The 13,804-nt window shown below is 71.1% G+C and carries 16 protein-coding genes; 6 read left to right on the top strand and 10 right to left on the bottom strand.

Annotated features, from left to right (window positions below; genetic code table 11):
- Positions 1-22: 22 nt before the first annotated feature.
- Positions 23-670, top strand: a complete 648-nt coding sequence (locus IEY91_RS18695) for a TetR family transcriptional regulator (RefSeq protein ID WP_189174876.1) — start codon at positions 23-25, stop codon at positions 668-670.
- Positions 671-689: 19 nt separating this feature from the next.
- Here the strand turns inward: IEY91_RS18695 and IEY91_RS18690 are convergent, their stop codons facing one another.
- Positions 690-1,478 carry a TetR/AcrR family transcriptional regulator gene (locus tag IEY91_RS18690; protein WP_189174875.1) on the bottom strand — a complete coding sequence of 263 codons (789 nt, stop codon included), beginning with the start codon at positions 1,476-1,478 and terminating at the stop codon, positions 690-692.
- Between the two features lie 108 nt (positions 1,479-1,586).
- On the opposite strand from IEY91_RS18690, the gene IEY91_RS18685 reads away from it, so the two are divergent.
- Positions 1,587-2,597: an ABC transporter ATP-binding protein gene (locus tag IEY91_RS18685; protein WP_164323463.1), complete on the top strand. Its 1,011-nt coding sequence runs from the start codon at positions 1,587-1,589 to the stop codon at positions 2,595-2,597.
- Positions 2,598-2,661: 64 nt separating this feature from the next.
- The gene (locus IEY91_RS18680; RefSeq protein WP_229697072.1) at positions 2,662-3,435 is read left to right on the top strand and encodes an ABC transporter permease; all 774 of its coding nucleotides are present in this window, start codon (positions 2,662-2,664) and stop codon (positions 3,433-3,435) included.
- On the opposite strand, the gene IEY91_RS18675 is transcribed toward IEY91_RS18680, so the two are convergent.
- The 4 genes from IEY91_RS18675 to IEY91_RS18660 form a co-directional block, all read right to left on the bottom strand.
- Entirely contained in the window at positions 3,416-4,273 is an 858-nt protein-coding gene (locus IEY91_RS18675; protein WP_189174874.1) for an ATP/GTP-binding protein, read from the bottom strand. The genes IEY91_RS18680 and IEY91_RS18675 overlap by 20 nt on opposite strands.
- 89 nt (positions 4,274-4,362) lie before the next feature.
- Positions 4,363-5,394, bottom strand: a complete 1,032-nt coding sequence (locus IEY91_RS18670) for an aminoglycoside phosphotransferase family protein (protein ID WP_229697071.1) — start codon at positions 5,392-5,394, stop codon at positions 4,363-4,365.
- A gap of 349 nt (positions 5,395-5,743) precedes the next feature.
- Complete coding sequence (locus IEY91_RS18665; protein WP_189174873.1) at positions 5,744-6,499, bottom strand: HAD family hydrolase; 756 nt, start codon at positions 6,497-6,499, stop codon at positions 5,744-5,746.
- On the bottom strand, positions 6,500-7,414 hold the full coding sequence (locus IEY91_RS18660) for a winged helix-turn-helix domain-containing protein (protein ID WP_189175097.1): 915 nt from the start codon (positions 7,412-7,414) through the stop codon (positions 6,500-6,502).
- Between the two features lie 123 nt (positions 7,415-7,537).
- Here IEY91_RS18660 and IEY91_RS18655 point away from each other — a divergent pair, with 123 nt between their 5' ends.
- Positions 7,538-7,726: a hypothetical protein gene (locus IEY91_RS18655; RefSeq protein WP_037657520.1), complete on the top strand. Its 189-nt coding sequence runs from the start codon at positions 7,538-7,540 to the stop codon at positions 7,724-7,726.
- Positions 7,727-7,772: 46 nt separating this feature from the next.
- Here the strand turns inward: IEY91_RS18655 and IEY91_RS18650 are convergent, their stop codons facing one another.
- Positions 7,773-8,687, bottom strand: a complete 915-nt coding sequence (locus IEY91_RS18650; RefSeq protein ID WP_164323454.1) for a winged helix-turn-helix domain-containing protein — start codon at positions 8,685-8,687, stop codon at positions 7,773-7,775.
- Positions 8,688-8,915: 228 nt separating this feature from the next.
- Between IEY91_RS18650 and IEY91_RS18645 the strand changes: the two genes are divergently transcribed.
- Positions 8,916-9,101: a hypothetical protein gene (locus tag IEY91_RS18645; RefSeq protein WP_164323452.1), complete on the top strand. Its 186-nt coding sequence runs from the start codon at positions 8,916-8,918 to the stop codon at positions 9,099-9,101.
- A 278-nt stretch (positions 9,102-9,379) separates the two neighbouring features.
- Here the strand turns inward: IEY91_RS18645 and IEY91_RS18640 are convergent, their stop codons facing one another.
- The gene (locus IEY91_RS18640; RefSeq protein ID WP_164323449.1) at positions 9,380-10,384 is read right to left on the bottom strand and encodes an asparaginase; all 1,005 of its coding nucleotides are present in this window, start codon (positions 10,382-10,384) and stop codon (positions 9,380-9,382) included.
- 300 nt (positions 10,385-10,684) lie between these two features.
- Positions 10,685-11,269: an RsiG family protein gene (locus IEY91_RS18635; RefSeq protein WP_164328411.1), complete on the bottom strand. Its 585-nt coding sequence runs from the start codon at positions 11,267-11,269 to the stop codon at positions 10,685-10,687.
- Between the two features lie 296 nt (positions 11,270-11,565).
- On the opposite strand from IEY91_RS18635, the gene dtd reads away from it, so the two are divergent.
- Positions 11,566-11,991, top strand: a complete 426-nt coding sequence (dtd, locus tag IEY91_RS18630) for a D-aminoacyl-tRNA deacylase (RefSeq protein WP_189174872.1) — start codon at positions 11,566-11,568, stop codon at positions 11,989-11,991.
- A gap of 357 nt (positions 11,992-12,348) precedes the next feature.
- On the opposite strand, the gene ygfZ is transcribed toward dtd, so the two are convergent.
- Together ygfZ and IEY91_RS18620 are read right to left on the bottom strand one after the other, a co-directional pair.
- Positions 12,349-13,314: a CAF17-like 4Fe-4S cluster assembly/insertion protein YgfZ gene (gene ygfZ / locus IEY91_RS18625; RefSeq protein WP_164323445.1), complete on the bottom strand. Its 966-nt coding sequence runs from the start codon at positions 13,312-13,314 to the stop codon at positions 12,349-12,351.
- A 47-nt stretch (positions 13,315-13,361) separates the two neighbouring features.
- The gene (locus IEY91_RS18620) at positions 13,362-13,799 is read right to left on the bottom strand and encodes a Fur family transcriptional regulator (protein WP_164323443.1); all 438 of its coding nucleotides are present in this window, start codon (positions 13,797-13,799) and stop codon (positions 13,362-13,364) included.
- Positions 13,800-13,804: the final 5 nt, after the last annotated feature.

The following is a 13,804-nucleotide window of genomic DNA, read 5'->3' as shown; positions in this document are numbered from 1 at the left end:
AGAATCATAAGCGTGGTACGTTATGCGCATGACCGGCGAGACGAACGCCGCCGCGGGCCCCGTCGGCCTGCGGCAGCTCAAGAAGCAGCGGACGTACGAGGCGATCTCCGACGCGGCGATCGCTCTCTTCCTGGAGCGCGGCTTCGAGAAGGTGTCGGTGGCCGAGGTGGCCGCGGCGGCGGAGATCTCCAAGCCGACGCTGTTCCGGTACTTCCCCGCCAAGGAGGACCTGGTCCTGCACCGGTTCGCCGACCACGAGGACGAGGCGGCGCGCGTCGTCGCCGACCGCCCCGGCGGCCACTCCCCGCTGGCCGCCCTGCGCGCCCGCTTCCTGGAAGGACTGACCCGCCACGACCCCGTGACCGGCCTCAACGACGCCCCCGAGGTCCTCGCCTTCCACCAACTCCTGTACGGGACACCGTCGTTGGTGGCCCGTCTGTACGCGTACCAGGACCGCTCCGAGCGGGCCCTCGCGGACGCGCTCGACGGCGGCCCCCTGGAGGCCCGCCTCGCCGCCGCGCAGATCCTCGCGGTGCAGCGGGTCCTCGCCCTGGAGAACTGGCGCCGCGTCGACGCGGGCGAGCGGGCGCGCGACATCCACCCGGACGCCGCACGCGAGGCGAACCGGGCCTTCGATCAGCTCGGTTCGGGGCTCCCCCGGTACGCCTGATCAGTTCGGGGCGTCCCCGCTACGCCTGATCGGTTCGGGGGACGTCCACCAAGACGTCCACCAGCGCCGCCACCCCGTCCAGCACACACCCCAGCCCGAACTCGAAGTCCGCGTCCGGCGATTCCTCCGGCTCGCCGAGGGCGCCGGAGCCGAGGAGGTGACGCAGGGCGGGGTAGCGGGCGGGGTCGGTCGCGGTGAGGACGTCGACGGTGCGTTCGTAGCGGCGCATGACCTCGGCGGGGGCGAGGCCGCGGGCGGTCATGGCGGCGTCCAGGTCGGCCATGAGGGTCGCCTCGTTGCGTACATAGCCGCCGATCAGCATGATCACGGAAATCTTCCGGCCCTCGTCGAGGCCGGTGTCCGCGAGGGCGGCGAGCCCGCGCTCCATCCACTCCAGGGCGTGCGGCGAGGCGGGCGGCGAGGAGATCGGGATCCGCAGGAGCCACAGGTTCCGGTGGAACACCTCGCGCTGGGCGCGCGCCCACCACTCGAGGCGGGCGCGCCAGCCGGTGACGTGGGCGGGCGTCGGGGGCGGGGGGCCGGCGGCCGCGTCCTCCATGAGGACGTACAGCTCGTCCTTCGCGGACACGTACCGGTACAGGGACATCGTCGAGACGCCGAGCTCCTTGGCGACGCGCCCCATGGAGACCGCGCCGATGCCCTCGGTGGCCGCGATGCCGATGCCTGCCCGGACGATGCGGTCGAGGGTGAGGCCGGGGCGCGGGCCCTTCGAGGGGCGTTCGCGCAGGCCCCAGGCGGTTTCCAGGCTCGCGGGCAGGCCGGTTTCGCCGCCGTCGTGCGCCGTCATTTCCTGGCCTCCTCAGCCTTCGCTTGACGGCCATCGTAGTTCTGCGTAACCCTTACACAGTAATGCGTAGGGGTTACGCAGTACGGGTTCCGCACCTTTGGAGGGGCGATGTCCACGAAGGCGCACGCGAGCGCGAAGGTGACGGCGTACGCGATCGAGGCCACCGGCCTCACCAAGTCCTACCGAGCCGGGGGCACGTCCGGGGCCCTCGTCCCCGTACTGCGCGGCATCGACCTCCGCATCCCGCCCGGCACCGTCTTCGCCCTGCTCGGCCCGAACGGCGCGGGCAAGACGACCGCCGTCCGCATCCTCGCCACGCTCACCGAGCCGGACGCGGGCACGGCGACGGTCGCGGGGTACGACATCCGGGCCGAGCGCGGCCGGGTGCGCCGCGCGATCAGCCTGACCGGGCAGTTCGCGGCGGTCGACGAGGGGCAGACCGGCGCGGAGAACCTGCGCATGATGGCGCGCCTCGCGGGCCTCGGCCGGGCCGCGGCGCGGGCCCGCGCGGACGAACTCCTGGACCGCTTCGGCCTGTCGGAGGCCGCGGGGCGTCTCGTACGGACGTACTCGGGCGGCATGCGGCGCCGCGTCGACCTCGCCGCGGGTCTGGTCGGCGAGCCCGAGGTGATCTTCCTGGACGAGCCGACGACGGGGCTCGACCCGCGCAGCCGGATGGAGCTGTGGGACGTGGTGGGCGACCTCGCCGCGCGCGGCACCACCGTCTTCCTCACCACCCAGTACCTGGAGGAGGCCGACCGGCTCGCCGACCGCATCGCGGTGCTGCACGACGGCGTGATCGCGGCGCGGGGCACGGCCGCGGAGCTCAAGTCCCGTGTCGCGGGCCACCGCCTGGACCTCACCCTGACCACGTCCGACGCCTACCTCCGCGTCACCGCCAGGACCCCGCACGCCACCCACCACGACCCGCCCGCACGCACCCTCGGCCTCCCGACCGACGGCACCGCACGGCACGTACGCGCGCTACTGGACGAACTCGACCCGAGCGGCACCGAGATCGCCCACTTCTCCGTCCACACGGCGACGCTGGACGAGGTGTTCCTGACGCTGACGGCGACGAACCCCGCGGCCGCACCGAAGGAGCCCACTCATGCGTGACCTCATGCGTGACCTCATGCCTGACCCCACGCCTGACCCCACGCCCGGCGCCATACCTGGCCCCATGCCTGGCCCCATGGCCGCCGCCGTCCCGAACGCCCTGATCATGACGGGCCGTTCCCTCCGCCTGAGCCGCCGCAACGTGGACGCCCTGATCACGGCCCTGGCCCTCCCCGTCCTCCTGCTCCTGATCTTCGTGTACTTCTTCGGCGGCGCGATCAACACGGGTACGGATACGCGGTACGTCACCTACGTCGTCCCCGGCGTCCTGCTCCTCTGCGCCGGATTCGGCTCGGCCGGAACGGCGGTGGCCGTGACGGAGGACCTGAAGGCCGGCATCATCGACCGCTTCCGCTCGCTGGACGTGGGCGGCACGGCGATCCTGGCGGGCCACGTCCTGGCATCCGTGGCCCGCAACCTCCTGGCCACCGCGCTGGTCCTCGCCCTGGCCTTCGCGATCGGCTTCCGCCCGGCGGCGACACCCGCGGCCTGGCTCGCCGCGATCGCGCTCCTGGTGGCCTTCATCCTGGCCCTGTCCTGGCTCTCCGCGGCGGTCGGCCTCCTGGCCAAGTCCCCCGAGGCCGCGAACGGCTACACCTTCTTCGTCACCTTCCTCCCCTACCCCAGCAGCGCCTTCGTCCCCACCGACACCATGCCCACCTGGCTCGCCACCTTCTCCGACCACCAGCCGGTGACCCCGGTCATCGAATCCCTCCGCACCCTCCTCCTCGGCCAACCGGCCGGCTCCACACCGTGGGTGGCGCTGGCGTGGTGCGGGGGGATTCTGGTGGGGGCCGTGGTGATGGCGGGGGCTTTGTTCAGGAGGAGGGTGGGGTGAGAGGGCGGGCTACTCGCCAGAGGGTGTCGAACAGTTGCTGGCGACGCACGATCTTCTCGCGGGCCGCCGCGCCGGCATCGATGTGCCAGTGCGTGAGCAGCGAGTCGTACCCCATGAGGTCGAGGACCTGCCGCTCCGGGAGGCCCCTCGACGGCTCCTCCTTGACCTCGTCGTAGATGCCGTCGAAGAGATGCTCGCTGTCGACCAGGCAGAACTTCACGAACGGCGAGATGTGCAGGACGCGGAACTCCACCGCGAGCAGCCCCCTGCGGTCGTGGCTCAGCCGCCTGGCCAGGACTTCCATGCCTCGCTCGTACCCCTTCACCTGCCGCAGCAGATCACCACGGAAGTCGGGGTCGTCCACGGCCTTCCCGTCGGCGTCGAGCATCCCTGGTATCTCCATCTCCCGGGTGAAGTCCGGCACCAGGATGCGCACCGTCACCTCCGGGCGGGCCGCGCCCTGCAGTCCGTCGAGCGACCGGGCGAGCTCGGTGACCACCGTCTCCCCCGTGAACCCGATCGCGTCGATCCGCGGCGCTGCCCGGCCGAGCGCCGCACCGAAGTACTGCCGCAGCTCACTCGCCGCGACTTCCTGCCGGGCCGTGGGGCGCAGGGCATCGTTGAGCCCCCGCAGCTCGCTGTAGAGCACGTAACCGACCAGGCTGAGGATGGCGCCGCCGAGATACGCCTTGCCTTCGAGGGCGTCGCCGACGGGGGTGACGAACTGGGCCACCAGGCCGAGCACGAACACGGCGAGGAGGAGTGTCTTGGTGACCACGGACTCCGCGCGTGCCCAGCTCTCCGAGTCGGAGCCCCAAGCCAAACGACCACCAGCCATCAAGTCCCCCTGCCCACCACCGAGTTGACACGAGCATGCAGGAGCTCATGGTGCCCGCGGCCGGGGCGGTCAGGAAGACCGGATGACCGTCACATGGCCGGACGCGGCTCGGCCGCCTCCCGCCCGTGCACCTCGGCGTGCCAACTCCGCACGGCCTCCACGGCGTGGGCCTGGTCCGGGACCGACTCCAGGCGCAGCGGGTCGGCCGCCCGCCGCAAGGCCCGGCAGATGTGCTCGGCGGCACCAGCGAAGTCGTCGTCGTCCGGCTTCCCCCCGGGCAGGGACAGAGCGGCGCGCATGACGTCGGGAAAGACCGACTGGGCGTACTCGAAATCCAGGTAGACGGGCAGGTCGGCCTCGATGCCCGCTGTCAGTTCGGCCCGGCCCGCCGTCACCATGGCCTCGGTCCACAGCCGGCGCATCCGCAGGTGCTGCTCCTTGTCGTAATCCATGCGTACGAGGTGTGTCGCGAGGTCGTGCAGGGGGTCGCCGTACAGCGCCAACTCCCAGTCGATGACGGCGATTTCCCGGCGGTCGACCACGATGTTGGCGCGATGGACGTCCGTGTGCAGCAGACAGAACGGGCGATCGCGCAGCGGCGGGGCCTTCTCCTGAAACTCGACCATGGCGTTCGGCCGGATACCGATCGACTCGAATAGCGCGTCGAATCGCCGCCGGTTGGCCTGGTGCACCCGCTTCTCGGTGAAGTTGACGAGCCAGGCGAGAAAGCCGTTGGAATCCCCGTCCTCGGGCCACCCCTCAGGCCTGGGCGGCAGCTCGGACTCCGGCACGGACACGGTTCTGGCGAAGAAGTCGGCGAGCTTGACCATCAGCTCGTCGGTGTTGAGTTCGTCCTCGTCGACCTCGGTCAGCGCGCGTCCGGCACGGTACGCGTGCATCGACCAGTCGTCGAAGTCGAGCAGGCAGCGTGGGACTTCCTTGAGATGGCGGGTGACCACCTCGAGCAGGTCACCCTCGCTCGGCCAGATACGCGGCGCGACCTCCGCGGCCTCCAGCGGAGTACGGCATTTCACCCGCGCGCGAAACGGCATCGTCCGCAGCAACACCGCCAGCGTCCACCCGAGCGGCACGATGTAGTTGCTGTTGTGATAGCCGGTCACCACCTTCCCACCAGGGCGTTCGCGATGGGCGGCAGCCAATTTGCGGACCAGCCGGTCGAAAGGGCCGACCGAGACCGATGGGGCCAAATCGGCTCTGCCGGGCAGAGGTTGCGACATGAGCGCAGAGGGTATCTCGCCCCGGGAAAAGGCATCCGTGCATGCCACTATGTGGACGCTCGCACTTACTTACCTTGCGCGCCTGTTTCATTACTGCGCGTTCCTGCCGCCTTGAATATGTCGGGCGGTCTTACCATTTCGCACTCCACGGCATTCCCGACGACAGCGGCCGGATAGTCGGCAATGGGGCGCGGCCGAATTCGCTCCGGCGGTTCCACGAGGGCGGCCCCCGCTACCTCGCGCCGCCCGCGAGCATGTGGAGCAGCGGCGCCAGTGACGACACCGTCCACTCGGCACCGGCCTCCTGGAGGACGCGCAGCTTGCGTTCGTTGCGCGCGTAGCCGAGGAAACGCACGCCGGCGGCCCGCGCCGCGAGGTAGTCCGAAGCGGCGTCACCGATCATCACGGTGCGGGCGGGGTCGGCACCCATCGCGAGGAGGGCGCGGTTGACGCAGTACGGATCCGGCTTGAGCAGGTGCAGGTTCTGCGTGCGGCCGTATATGTGGGGCGTAAAACAGTCGATCAGCCCCCGGTCGGACAGGTAACTGGCCACCGGCCCCGGCGAGTTGTTCGTGGTGATGGCGAGACGGGCGCCGGTGGCCCACCATGTGCGGATGAGCGCGTCGGCATAGGCCGTGGGCCAGGCGGACAGGACCGCCTTCTGCTCCTCGTGCGTGAGCCGCGCCTCGAGATCGGCGACCAGGTCGCTTTCGGGATGACGCTCGTCGACGGCGGCCAGCACGACGTACGGATCGGCCTCACCTCGCACACCCGCCGCAAGCAGCCCGTGCAGCCCCCGTTCCTCGAGCCAGCGCACCTGCTCCTCCGCGACCTTCCTTGCCGAATGCCCGGCGAAGAGGCGGCAGATGGGGCCGTCGAAGTCAAAGAAGACGTACTGGACGTCGTCGACCAGCGCCCGGAGGTACTCGGTCTCGTCCGTCACCGGCTCGGGCGCTGTCGCATCGGGTTGCGTGGAGTCAGGAGTCACCTAAGAGAGTGTCAGGTCCGTCGTGATCGTTTCCCAGAGGGCGTCGAACCACTTCTGAGATTCTTCCACGAAGCCGGAGTCACGCGGGCTCGCGCCGTCGGCGAAGGAGAAGAGGGCGGCGGTCAGCCCGCCGGCGTCGTAGGCGGGGACACTCGCGCCGCCCTGCCCGTCGACCTCCACGTCCATGGACTCCAGCGTGTAGAAGGCGAGCAACGCCTCCTGCCCATTGAGGAGATAGAGCTTCACAGGCGTCGTGAACGGCAGGGCCCGGAACGTCACACGCACCTCCATGCCGTGCGACTGCCGCAGGTTGAGGAGGTTGTGGCGCAGCACCTGCCCCTGCGCGTTGCGCTGTGCCAGCCAGCGCCGCTGCAGCCGGCCGCGGTCCTCGGCGTCGCCGTTCGCGACCGGCACCGGGAAGGCCAGGTCGATGTCGCTGCTCGGCAGCAGGATGCGTACGTCGATCGACTCCGGGCGCATCCGCCCCTCGTGGATCTGCCGGATCGGCTCGGAGAGGGCGTTCATGAGGGTCTCGGCGGTGTACGAGACGACGTCGACCCGCACGTGCGGCTCCCGGAACGCCTCCGCGAGGCGCGGTGCCAGCGCCACCATCGACGGCTGCGGCTGAGGCTGCGCGGCGGCGGTGGCCGCGGAACCGGTGGGCTCCCCCGCGACCCGCGGGGGACTGCCCCTGCTGATGTGGTTCAGCAACCCGTCCCGCTGCAACGAAAGGAGTGCCTGCCGCACCGTCCCCCGCTCCACGCCGAACTCCTTGGCGAGCTGGGCCTGGGTGGGGAGGCGGTCGCCCGCCCTGAGAGTGCCGGTGCGGATGCGCTCGCGCAGGGCGTCCGCGATGTCCTGGGGTGAGGGCTTTCTGCTGCCGTTCACTGCAACGCTCTCCTTGGTCACGACCAGACGATACAACTTCCGTACCATCTCAGGGAGTTGACGCGAAGTGGTTAGGATGACCAACCAAGTGGGGACAACTCAAGTGAGTTGGTTGCCAACTCGCCCAAGATGGCAAAAGGAGGAACCACCATGCCCGCCATAGCCCTCCTCGCAGCCGTGTTCGCCGTCACCATCGAGCAAGTCGTGCAGTGGAAGTACGGAACCCTCGGCATCATCGGTCTGCTCCTGCTGACCGTGGGCGTCAAGGCGAAGAACCCCACCTGCAGCTCGATCGGGGCTGTCGTGCTCGCCCTGATGGTGACGGGACCCGCCCTGTGACCAGGCGCTGAACTGCCGGTCCGAGCCCGCGCGCCGCACGCGCGCCTTACGGGCCGGGGTTCAGCCACAGGTCCTGACTGATCGTCTCCCAGAGCGCGTTGAACCACAGATGGGACTGCTCCACGAACGTCGTGTCCCGCAACCCGTCCCCTTGGTGGAACGGGAAGAGCATCGACTGCGTTCCCTGCGCGTCCCACATCTCCAGATACTCCTGGCCGATCTCCTCGCCGCGCTTGGCGAGCGTGTAGTACGCGAACAGCGCCTCGGAGCCGTTGAGCAGGTAGAGCTTGACGGGCGGGGTGAACGGCAGGGCGCGGAACTCCACCTGGACGTCGATGTGGTGCGTCGTACGCAGCGTCAGCAGGTTGTGCCGCAGCACCTGCCCCTGCGCGTTGCGCTGGTCGAGCCAGCGGCGGTGCACATGGCCGCCGTCGTCGTCGCCCTCGACCGGCGCCGGGAAGGCGAGGTCGATGTCGCGGCTCGGCAGCAGCACCCGGACGTCGACCTTGGCCGGTTTCAGCCCCCCGGCGTGAATCTGCCGCAGCGGTTCGCCGATCGCCATCGTCAGGGAGACCGAGGTGAGACACAGCGCGTCGATCTCCACGTGCGGCGCCTGGAAGGCGGCGGCGACGCGCGGCGCGAGTCCGACCATGGTCGGCTCCGGACGGACCGTGTCCGGGCTCGGCCCCGAAGGCCCCGCGACCGTGGCGGGGCTGCCCTTGGACACATTGGCCAGCAGATGCTCGCTCTGCAGAATCCGCAGCGCCTGCCGCACGGCACCCCGCTCCACCCCGAACTCGACGGCCAACTCGGCCTGCGTGGGCATGCGTTGGCCCGGCCGCAGCTCCCCGGACCTGATCCGGTCGCGCAGCTCGTCCGCCACGTCGCGATGGGAGCGGTGGGGAGGCTTGCTCGCCCTCTTCCGCTCGTTGACTGAGGCCTGGTCCGGGCTCACAACCAAACAGTACAACTTCTCGCCATCTTTGGGGAGTTGCTGAGAAGGTGGTTATGAGACGCACCATCGCGGAGATAACTCAGTTGGAGTTGGTAGCCAACTTGGGCGACATGGTCAGACTCTCTGGGGGGGGTTGGCCACCAGCCCAGGCCGCCGGGCCGAACCCGGCGACCGGGTCGACCAGTTGGCAGCCGGCCAGGGGGCTCCTCGCCCCCGTGCGGAAGGGGGACCGTCATGCCGCTCATCGCCGTCGTCATCGCCGCCCTCGCCATCGGATTCGAGCAGCTCGTCCAGTGGAAGTACGGGCCGATGGGGATCATCGCGTTCGTCATGCTGACCGTCGGGATCAAGGCCAAGAACGCCACCTTCGGTGGCATCGGGGCGCTGATCCTCGTGCTGCTCCTCGCCCAGTCGGGCTGAGGGGCGGCCCACAGTCGGGCTGACCGAGCTCTCATCCGGAGGGGAGCCGGGAGTTCGGTCAGCCGTCAAACCCGGGGGTCCGGGCCATCTACAAGGCCCCGCCAACGCCAGGCCCAGGCCCCAATGAAGCGACGGGGTGGCCCACGCCCGTGGGCCACCCCGTCGACACGTCAGCCCCTACAGGTCGCCACGTCAGCCCGCGCGGGCCGCCGCGTCAGCCCCTACAGGTCGCCACCGCGGCCCGTACGGGTCACCGCGTCAGCCCCCGCAGGCCAGCGTCAGCCCTTGCGGGCCGCCGGCACGGCCGGCAGAGCCGCGGCCCGTATCTCCCCCACCTCACGCCCCGCCCCGAGCAGCGGCGCCCTGCCGATGCGGTCAAGGACCGGTGCGTCGACGCCGAGCGCGCGCAGCGCCTGGGCGAGGACAGGGCCAAGAGCGCGGGTCGCGCCGTCGTCGATCTTGAAGGCGAGGGCCCGGCCGTCGGGCAGCGCGACGGCCTGGACGGCCTCGGCGCCCATCTTCGACAGCGCGCCGGGCACCTCCCGCATCAGCCAGGTGTCGGGCCGCCGCGTCCCCGCGACGTACTCCGGGTGGGTCCGCATCGCGTCCGCGACCCGGCGCTCGGGGCTGCCCTCGGGGGCGAGCACGAAGTGCCGGTAGGCGCGGGCGAGACCGGTCAGGGAGATGGCCATGAGGGGCGCGCCGCAGCCGTCCGTGCCGACGGCCGTGACCCGCTCGCCCGCCGCCTCCTCGATGACCTCGTGGACCAGGCGCTGGAGGGGGTGCTCCGGGTCGAGGTAGCTCTCCTTGGCCCAGCCGTTCAGCTCGCACACCGCGAGCATCGCCGTGTGCTTGCCGGAGCAGTTCATCGTGACGCGGTCGCGTACGGCGCCCGCCGCGAGGTACGTCTCGGCCTCGACGGGGTCCAGTGGCAGGTCCTCGGGGCACTGCAGCTCGGCCGCGGTCAGCCCGTGCTCGGCCAGCATCTTCTGTACGAGATCGAGGTGAAACGTTTCCCCGGAGTGGCTGGCGGCGGCCAGGGCGAGGCGCTCACCGGCCAGGTCGAGCCCGGCCCGCAGCACCGCGGCGGCCTGCATCGGCTTGTTGGTGGAGCGCGGGAAGACCGGCGCGGTCACATCGCCGAGCGCGAGCTGCACGCCGCCGTCGGCACCGAGGAGCACCAGGCTGCCCCGGTGGCTGCCCTCGACGAAGCCGGAGCGTACGACCTCGGCGAGGACCGGGGGTATGACGGGGGAACTGACGGCGGCGGACGTGGTCGTCATCTTCGGCCTTCCGGGTGCGGCGTTGCGGCGGTGCGGTGCGGTACGACGGACCGTCCGCGGGAACGCCGGAGCCGGGCCGGGGCCACCAGGGCACCGGACCACCAGGGCACCGGGCCGTCGGGACCGTCCGGATCAGTGGCCAGGCGGGCGCCCCGGGGCACGACGGGCGGCCGGGATCACGGGATCTCGGCTGCCGTCGTACGCGGGGCGTCCGCCGGACACGTGGATCACGGCGGTCTCCGGGCCCTTCGGGGGGTCACCGGGCCCGGCGGGGCGGCGGTGCCCACCGGGCCGGCGGGGTCACGCGAGCAGGTCGTCTACTTGTGCTTCCCCTTCACGGTACCTGCGGGCGATCTCCGCACTGCAATCGTCGGTCGTGCGCTGCATCTCCTGACGGCGCCGCGAGACCTGCCGTTCGTAGCGGACGAGGCGGCCCATGGCCGTGTGCAGCTCCTCGTCCGTGCGGGCCACGAGGTCGGAGAGCGCCACCTCGGCGAGCATGTCGGCGGCCAGGCGACGGTACTCCTCGTTGTGCGGCGTGCCGAGCGTCACATGGCGGGCGGAGGAGCGGTGCCGGGCCGGGCCGTCGGTGAGGATCTCCGGCAGCCGGTCCACGACGAGCGGCGACTCCGCCGCGCCCGGGGACTTCGGGCCCGCCCCGCCCGCGTCCGCGCCCGCGCGCGGCGCCCTGCGGCGCGCGGTCTCGGCCCGCAGGATGTCGATACGGCCCTGCAGCAGCCTTCGTACGTAGCTCAGATCGGCCTCGTCCTGCTGTGCGGAGCGGCGCAGCTCGCGCAGCTCCGGCAGGCGGAGGGCGGCGAGGTCGTGCGCGGGCGCTTCGGGCAGCACGGGGCTGCCGGTGCGCTGGGTGGGCGGGCGCGGCACATTCGTCGCGCCCGTCGCGCCCGTCCCGCCTGTCGCACCCGTCGCACCCGTCGCGCCTGTCCCGCCCGTACGTCTCGTACCCGGCGACCATGGTGTGCTGGACGTACTGGGAGTACTGGGCGTACTGGGTGTGCTCATGTGGCTCTACCGTCCCCTCAGCCGGCGCGGTACACCGCGTGTGAGCATCGTGCCACCCCGAGTGGTCGCTCTGCGCACGAGTGCCCCGAATCGGCCCCGGATGGGGGGTTCTGGACCGGCGCGCGGACGGCGCGCTCGGGCAGGGCATCATGGTCGCCATGCGTGCGGTGGTGCAGAGGGTGGACGGCGCGAGTGTCGTCGTCGACGGTGAGACGGTCGGGGAGATCTCCGGTGAGGGGCTGTGCGTTCTCGTGGGGGTGACCCACGACGACACCCCTGACAAGGCCGGTCAACTGGCGCGCAAGCTCTGGTCGTTGCGGATGCTCTCCGACGAGAAGTCGTGCTCGGACGTCGGCGCCCCGCTGCTCGTCATCTCCCAGTTCACCCTGTACGGCGACGCCCGCAAGGGCCGTCGGCCCACCTGGAACGCCGCCGCGCCCGGCGATGTCGCCGAGCCGCTCGTCGACGAGGTGGTCGCGCGGTTGCGCGCCCTCGGCGCGACGGTCGCCACGGGGCGCTTCGGCGCGCAGATGCGCGTGGGGCTCACGAACGACGGTCCGTTCACCGTGCTGCTGGAGATGTGACGCCAGGGGTGGCTGGGCCCTCGCGGGGCGCCCCAGTCCCGCCCCTTTCCCGAAACCAGGGGCTGCCGCCCCTGGACCCCACTTATCGCCGCTTCGCGGCTCGTCCTCAAGCGCCGGACGGGCTGGAGGGGACCGGGGCGAGGTGGAGGCCCGGGTGGGTGGGATAAGTCCCCGCCGATCGGCCTGAACGGCCTCGTCCTCAAACGCCGGACGGGCTGAAACTCAGCCGCACTGGCAGGGGGGCAGCGACGCGCCGCGAGCTGTAAGGGCGGGTGGGTGGGGAAGAAGCCCGCCCGGCGTTTGAGGGCGAGGCGCGGAGCGCCGACAAGGGGGGAGAGGGGCGGAGCCCCAGACGGGCTACGGCTCGACCACCGTTTCCTGGGCCGCTGCCGTCGTGCCGGCGAGAAGCTCCGCGTCCAGGGGAACGTTGCGCTTGATGAGGGCGAGGGCGATCGGGCCCAGCTCGTGGTGGCGTACGGACGTGGTGATGAAGCCGAGCTTGCGGCCGTCGGGCCCGTCCGAGGCGAGGTGGAGGGGCGTGCCGTGCACCGGCAGGTGCACCTCGCTGCCGTCCAGGTGGAGGAAGACCAGGCGGCGCGGCGGCTTGCCCAGGTTCTGGACGCGGGCGACGGTCTCCTGACCGCGGTAGCACCCCTTCTGGAGGTGGACGGCGGTGCCGATCCAGCCCAGCTCGTGCGGGATGGTGCGGTGGTCGGTCTCGAAGGCGAGCCGGGGGCGGTGCTGCTCGACGCGGAGGGCCTCGTAGGCCAGGAGCCCCGCGGCGGGCCCGTGCTGATCGGCGTACGAAGAAAGGTCCGCGCGCGGGAGGAAGACGTCGCGGCCGTGCGCCGTCTCGCGCACGGCGGCCCCGTCGGGGACCCGCGCGATGGAGCCCGCAGGCAGGTGCACCACCGCGAACTCGGCCGTGCGGTCGGCGACTTCGACGCGGTAGAAGAACTTCATGCTCTCCAGATACGCGATGAGCGCGTCCTGCGTGCCGGGCTCGACGTGCGCCCACATCGTCTCGCCGTCGTCGACGAGGTACAGGGCGTGCTCGATGTGCCCGTTGGCGGAGAGGATCAGCGCTTCCGTGGCCTGGCCCGCCGGGAGGTCGCTGACGGCCTGCGTGAGCAGCAGGTGCAGCCAGCTCAGCCGGTCGGCACCGGTGACGGTGACCACGCCGCGGTGCGAGAGGTCGACGAATCCGGTGCCCTCGGCGAGGGCCCGCTGCTCGCGGAACAGCTCGCCGTAGTGGGCGGCGACGCCTTCGTCCACGCCCTCCGCGGGGACGGCGCCGGGCAGCGACAGCAAAGGACTCTTCATGTTCACAAAGACTACGACCAGGCGGTCGGGGCGGTTATTCCGCGCCCCTATTCCGCGCCCGCCCCACGGGCACACTTCTCGCACTGCCCGAAGATCGCGAAGTGCTTCATGTCGGTCTCGAAGCCGAACATCCCGCGCAGCTTCGCGGTGAACTCCGCGGCCACGTCGAGATCGGCCTCGATGACGTTCGTGCAGTCCCGGCACACCAGGTGGATGTGGTGGTGGCGGTCCGCGAGGTGGTACGTGGGGGCGCCGTGCCCGAGGTGAGCGTGGCTGACCAGACCCAGCTCCTCCAGGAGCTCCAGGGTCCGGTAGACGGTCGAGATGTTGATCCCCGACGCCGTCTTGCGGACCTCGCAGAGGATGTCGTCGGGGGTCGCGTGCTCCAGGGCGTCCACGGCTTCGAGCACGAGCTGGCGCTGCGGCGTGAGGCGATACCCGCGCTGACGCAGGTCGCTCTTCCAGTCGGAGTCGGTGCTCACCACACTCC

Source organism: Streptomyces lasiicapitis, from assembly GCF_014646335.1.
Lineage (GTDB): Bacteria > Actinomycetota > Actinomycetes > Streptomycetales > Streptomycetaceae > Streptomyces > Streptomyces lasiicapitis.
The sequence above is the reverse complement of the archived record's forward strand: the minus strand, read 5'-3'. Positions and strand labels throughout refer to the sequence as shown.

Bases quoted from the DNA above. Each gene is read 5' to 3' on its own strand.
- IEY91_RS18680 (WP_229697072.1), top strand. From the start codon at position 2,662: ATGCCTGGCCCCATGGCCGCCGCCGTCCCGAACGCCCTGATCATGACG.
- IEY91_RS18675 (WP_189174874.1), bottom strand. From the start codon at position 4,273: ATGGCTGGTGGTCGTTTGGCTTGGGGCTCCGACTCGGAGAGCTGGGCA.
- IEY91_RS18640 (WP_164323449.1), bottom strand. From the start codon at position 10,384: ATGACGACCACGTCCGCCGCCGTCAGTTCCCCCGTCATACCCCCGGTC.
- IEY91_RS18645 (WP_164323452.1), top strand. From the start codon at position 8,916: ATGCCGCTCATCGCCGTCGTCATCGCCGCCCTCGCCATCGGATTCGAG.
- IEY91_RS18695 (WP_189174876.1), top strand. From the start codon at position 23: ATGCGCATGACCGGCGAGACGAACGCCGCCGCGGGCCCCGTCGGCCTG.
- ygfZ (WP_164323445.1), bottom strand. From the start codon at position 13,314: ATGAAGAGTCCTTTGCTGTCGCTGCCCGGCGCCGTCCCCGCGGAGGGC.
- IEY91_RS18690 (WP_189174875.1), bottom strand. From the start codon at position 1,478: ATGACGGCGCACGACGGCGGCGAAACCGGCCTGCCCGCGAGCCTGGAA.
- dtd (WP_189174872.1), top strand. From the start codon at position 11,566: ATGCGTGCGGTGGTGCAGAGGGTGGACGGCGCGAGTGTCGTCGTCGAC.
- IEY91_RS18655 (WP_037657520.1), top strand. From the start codon at position 7,538: ATGCCCGCCATAGCCCTCCTCGCAGCCGTGTTCGCCGTCACCATCGAG.
- IEY91_RS18685 (WP_164323463.1), top strand. From the start codon at position 1,587: ATGTCCACGAAGGCGCACGCGAGCGCGAAGGTGACGGCGTACGCGATC.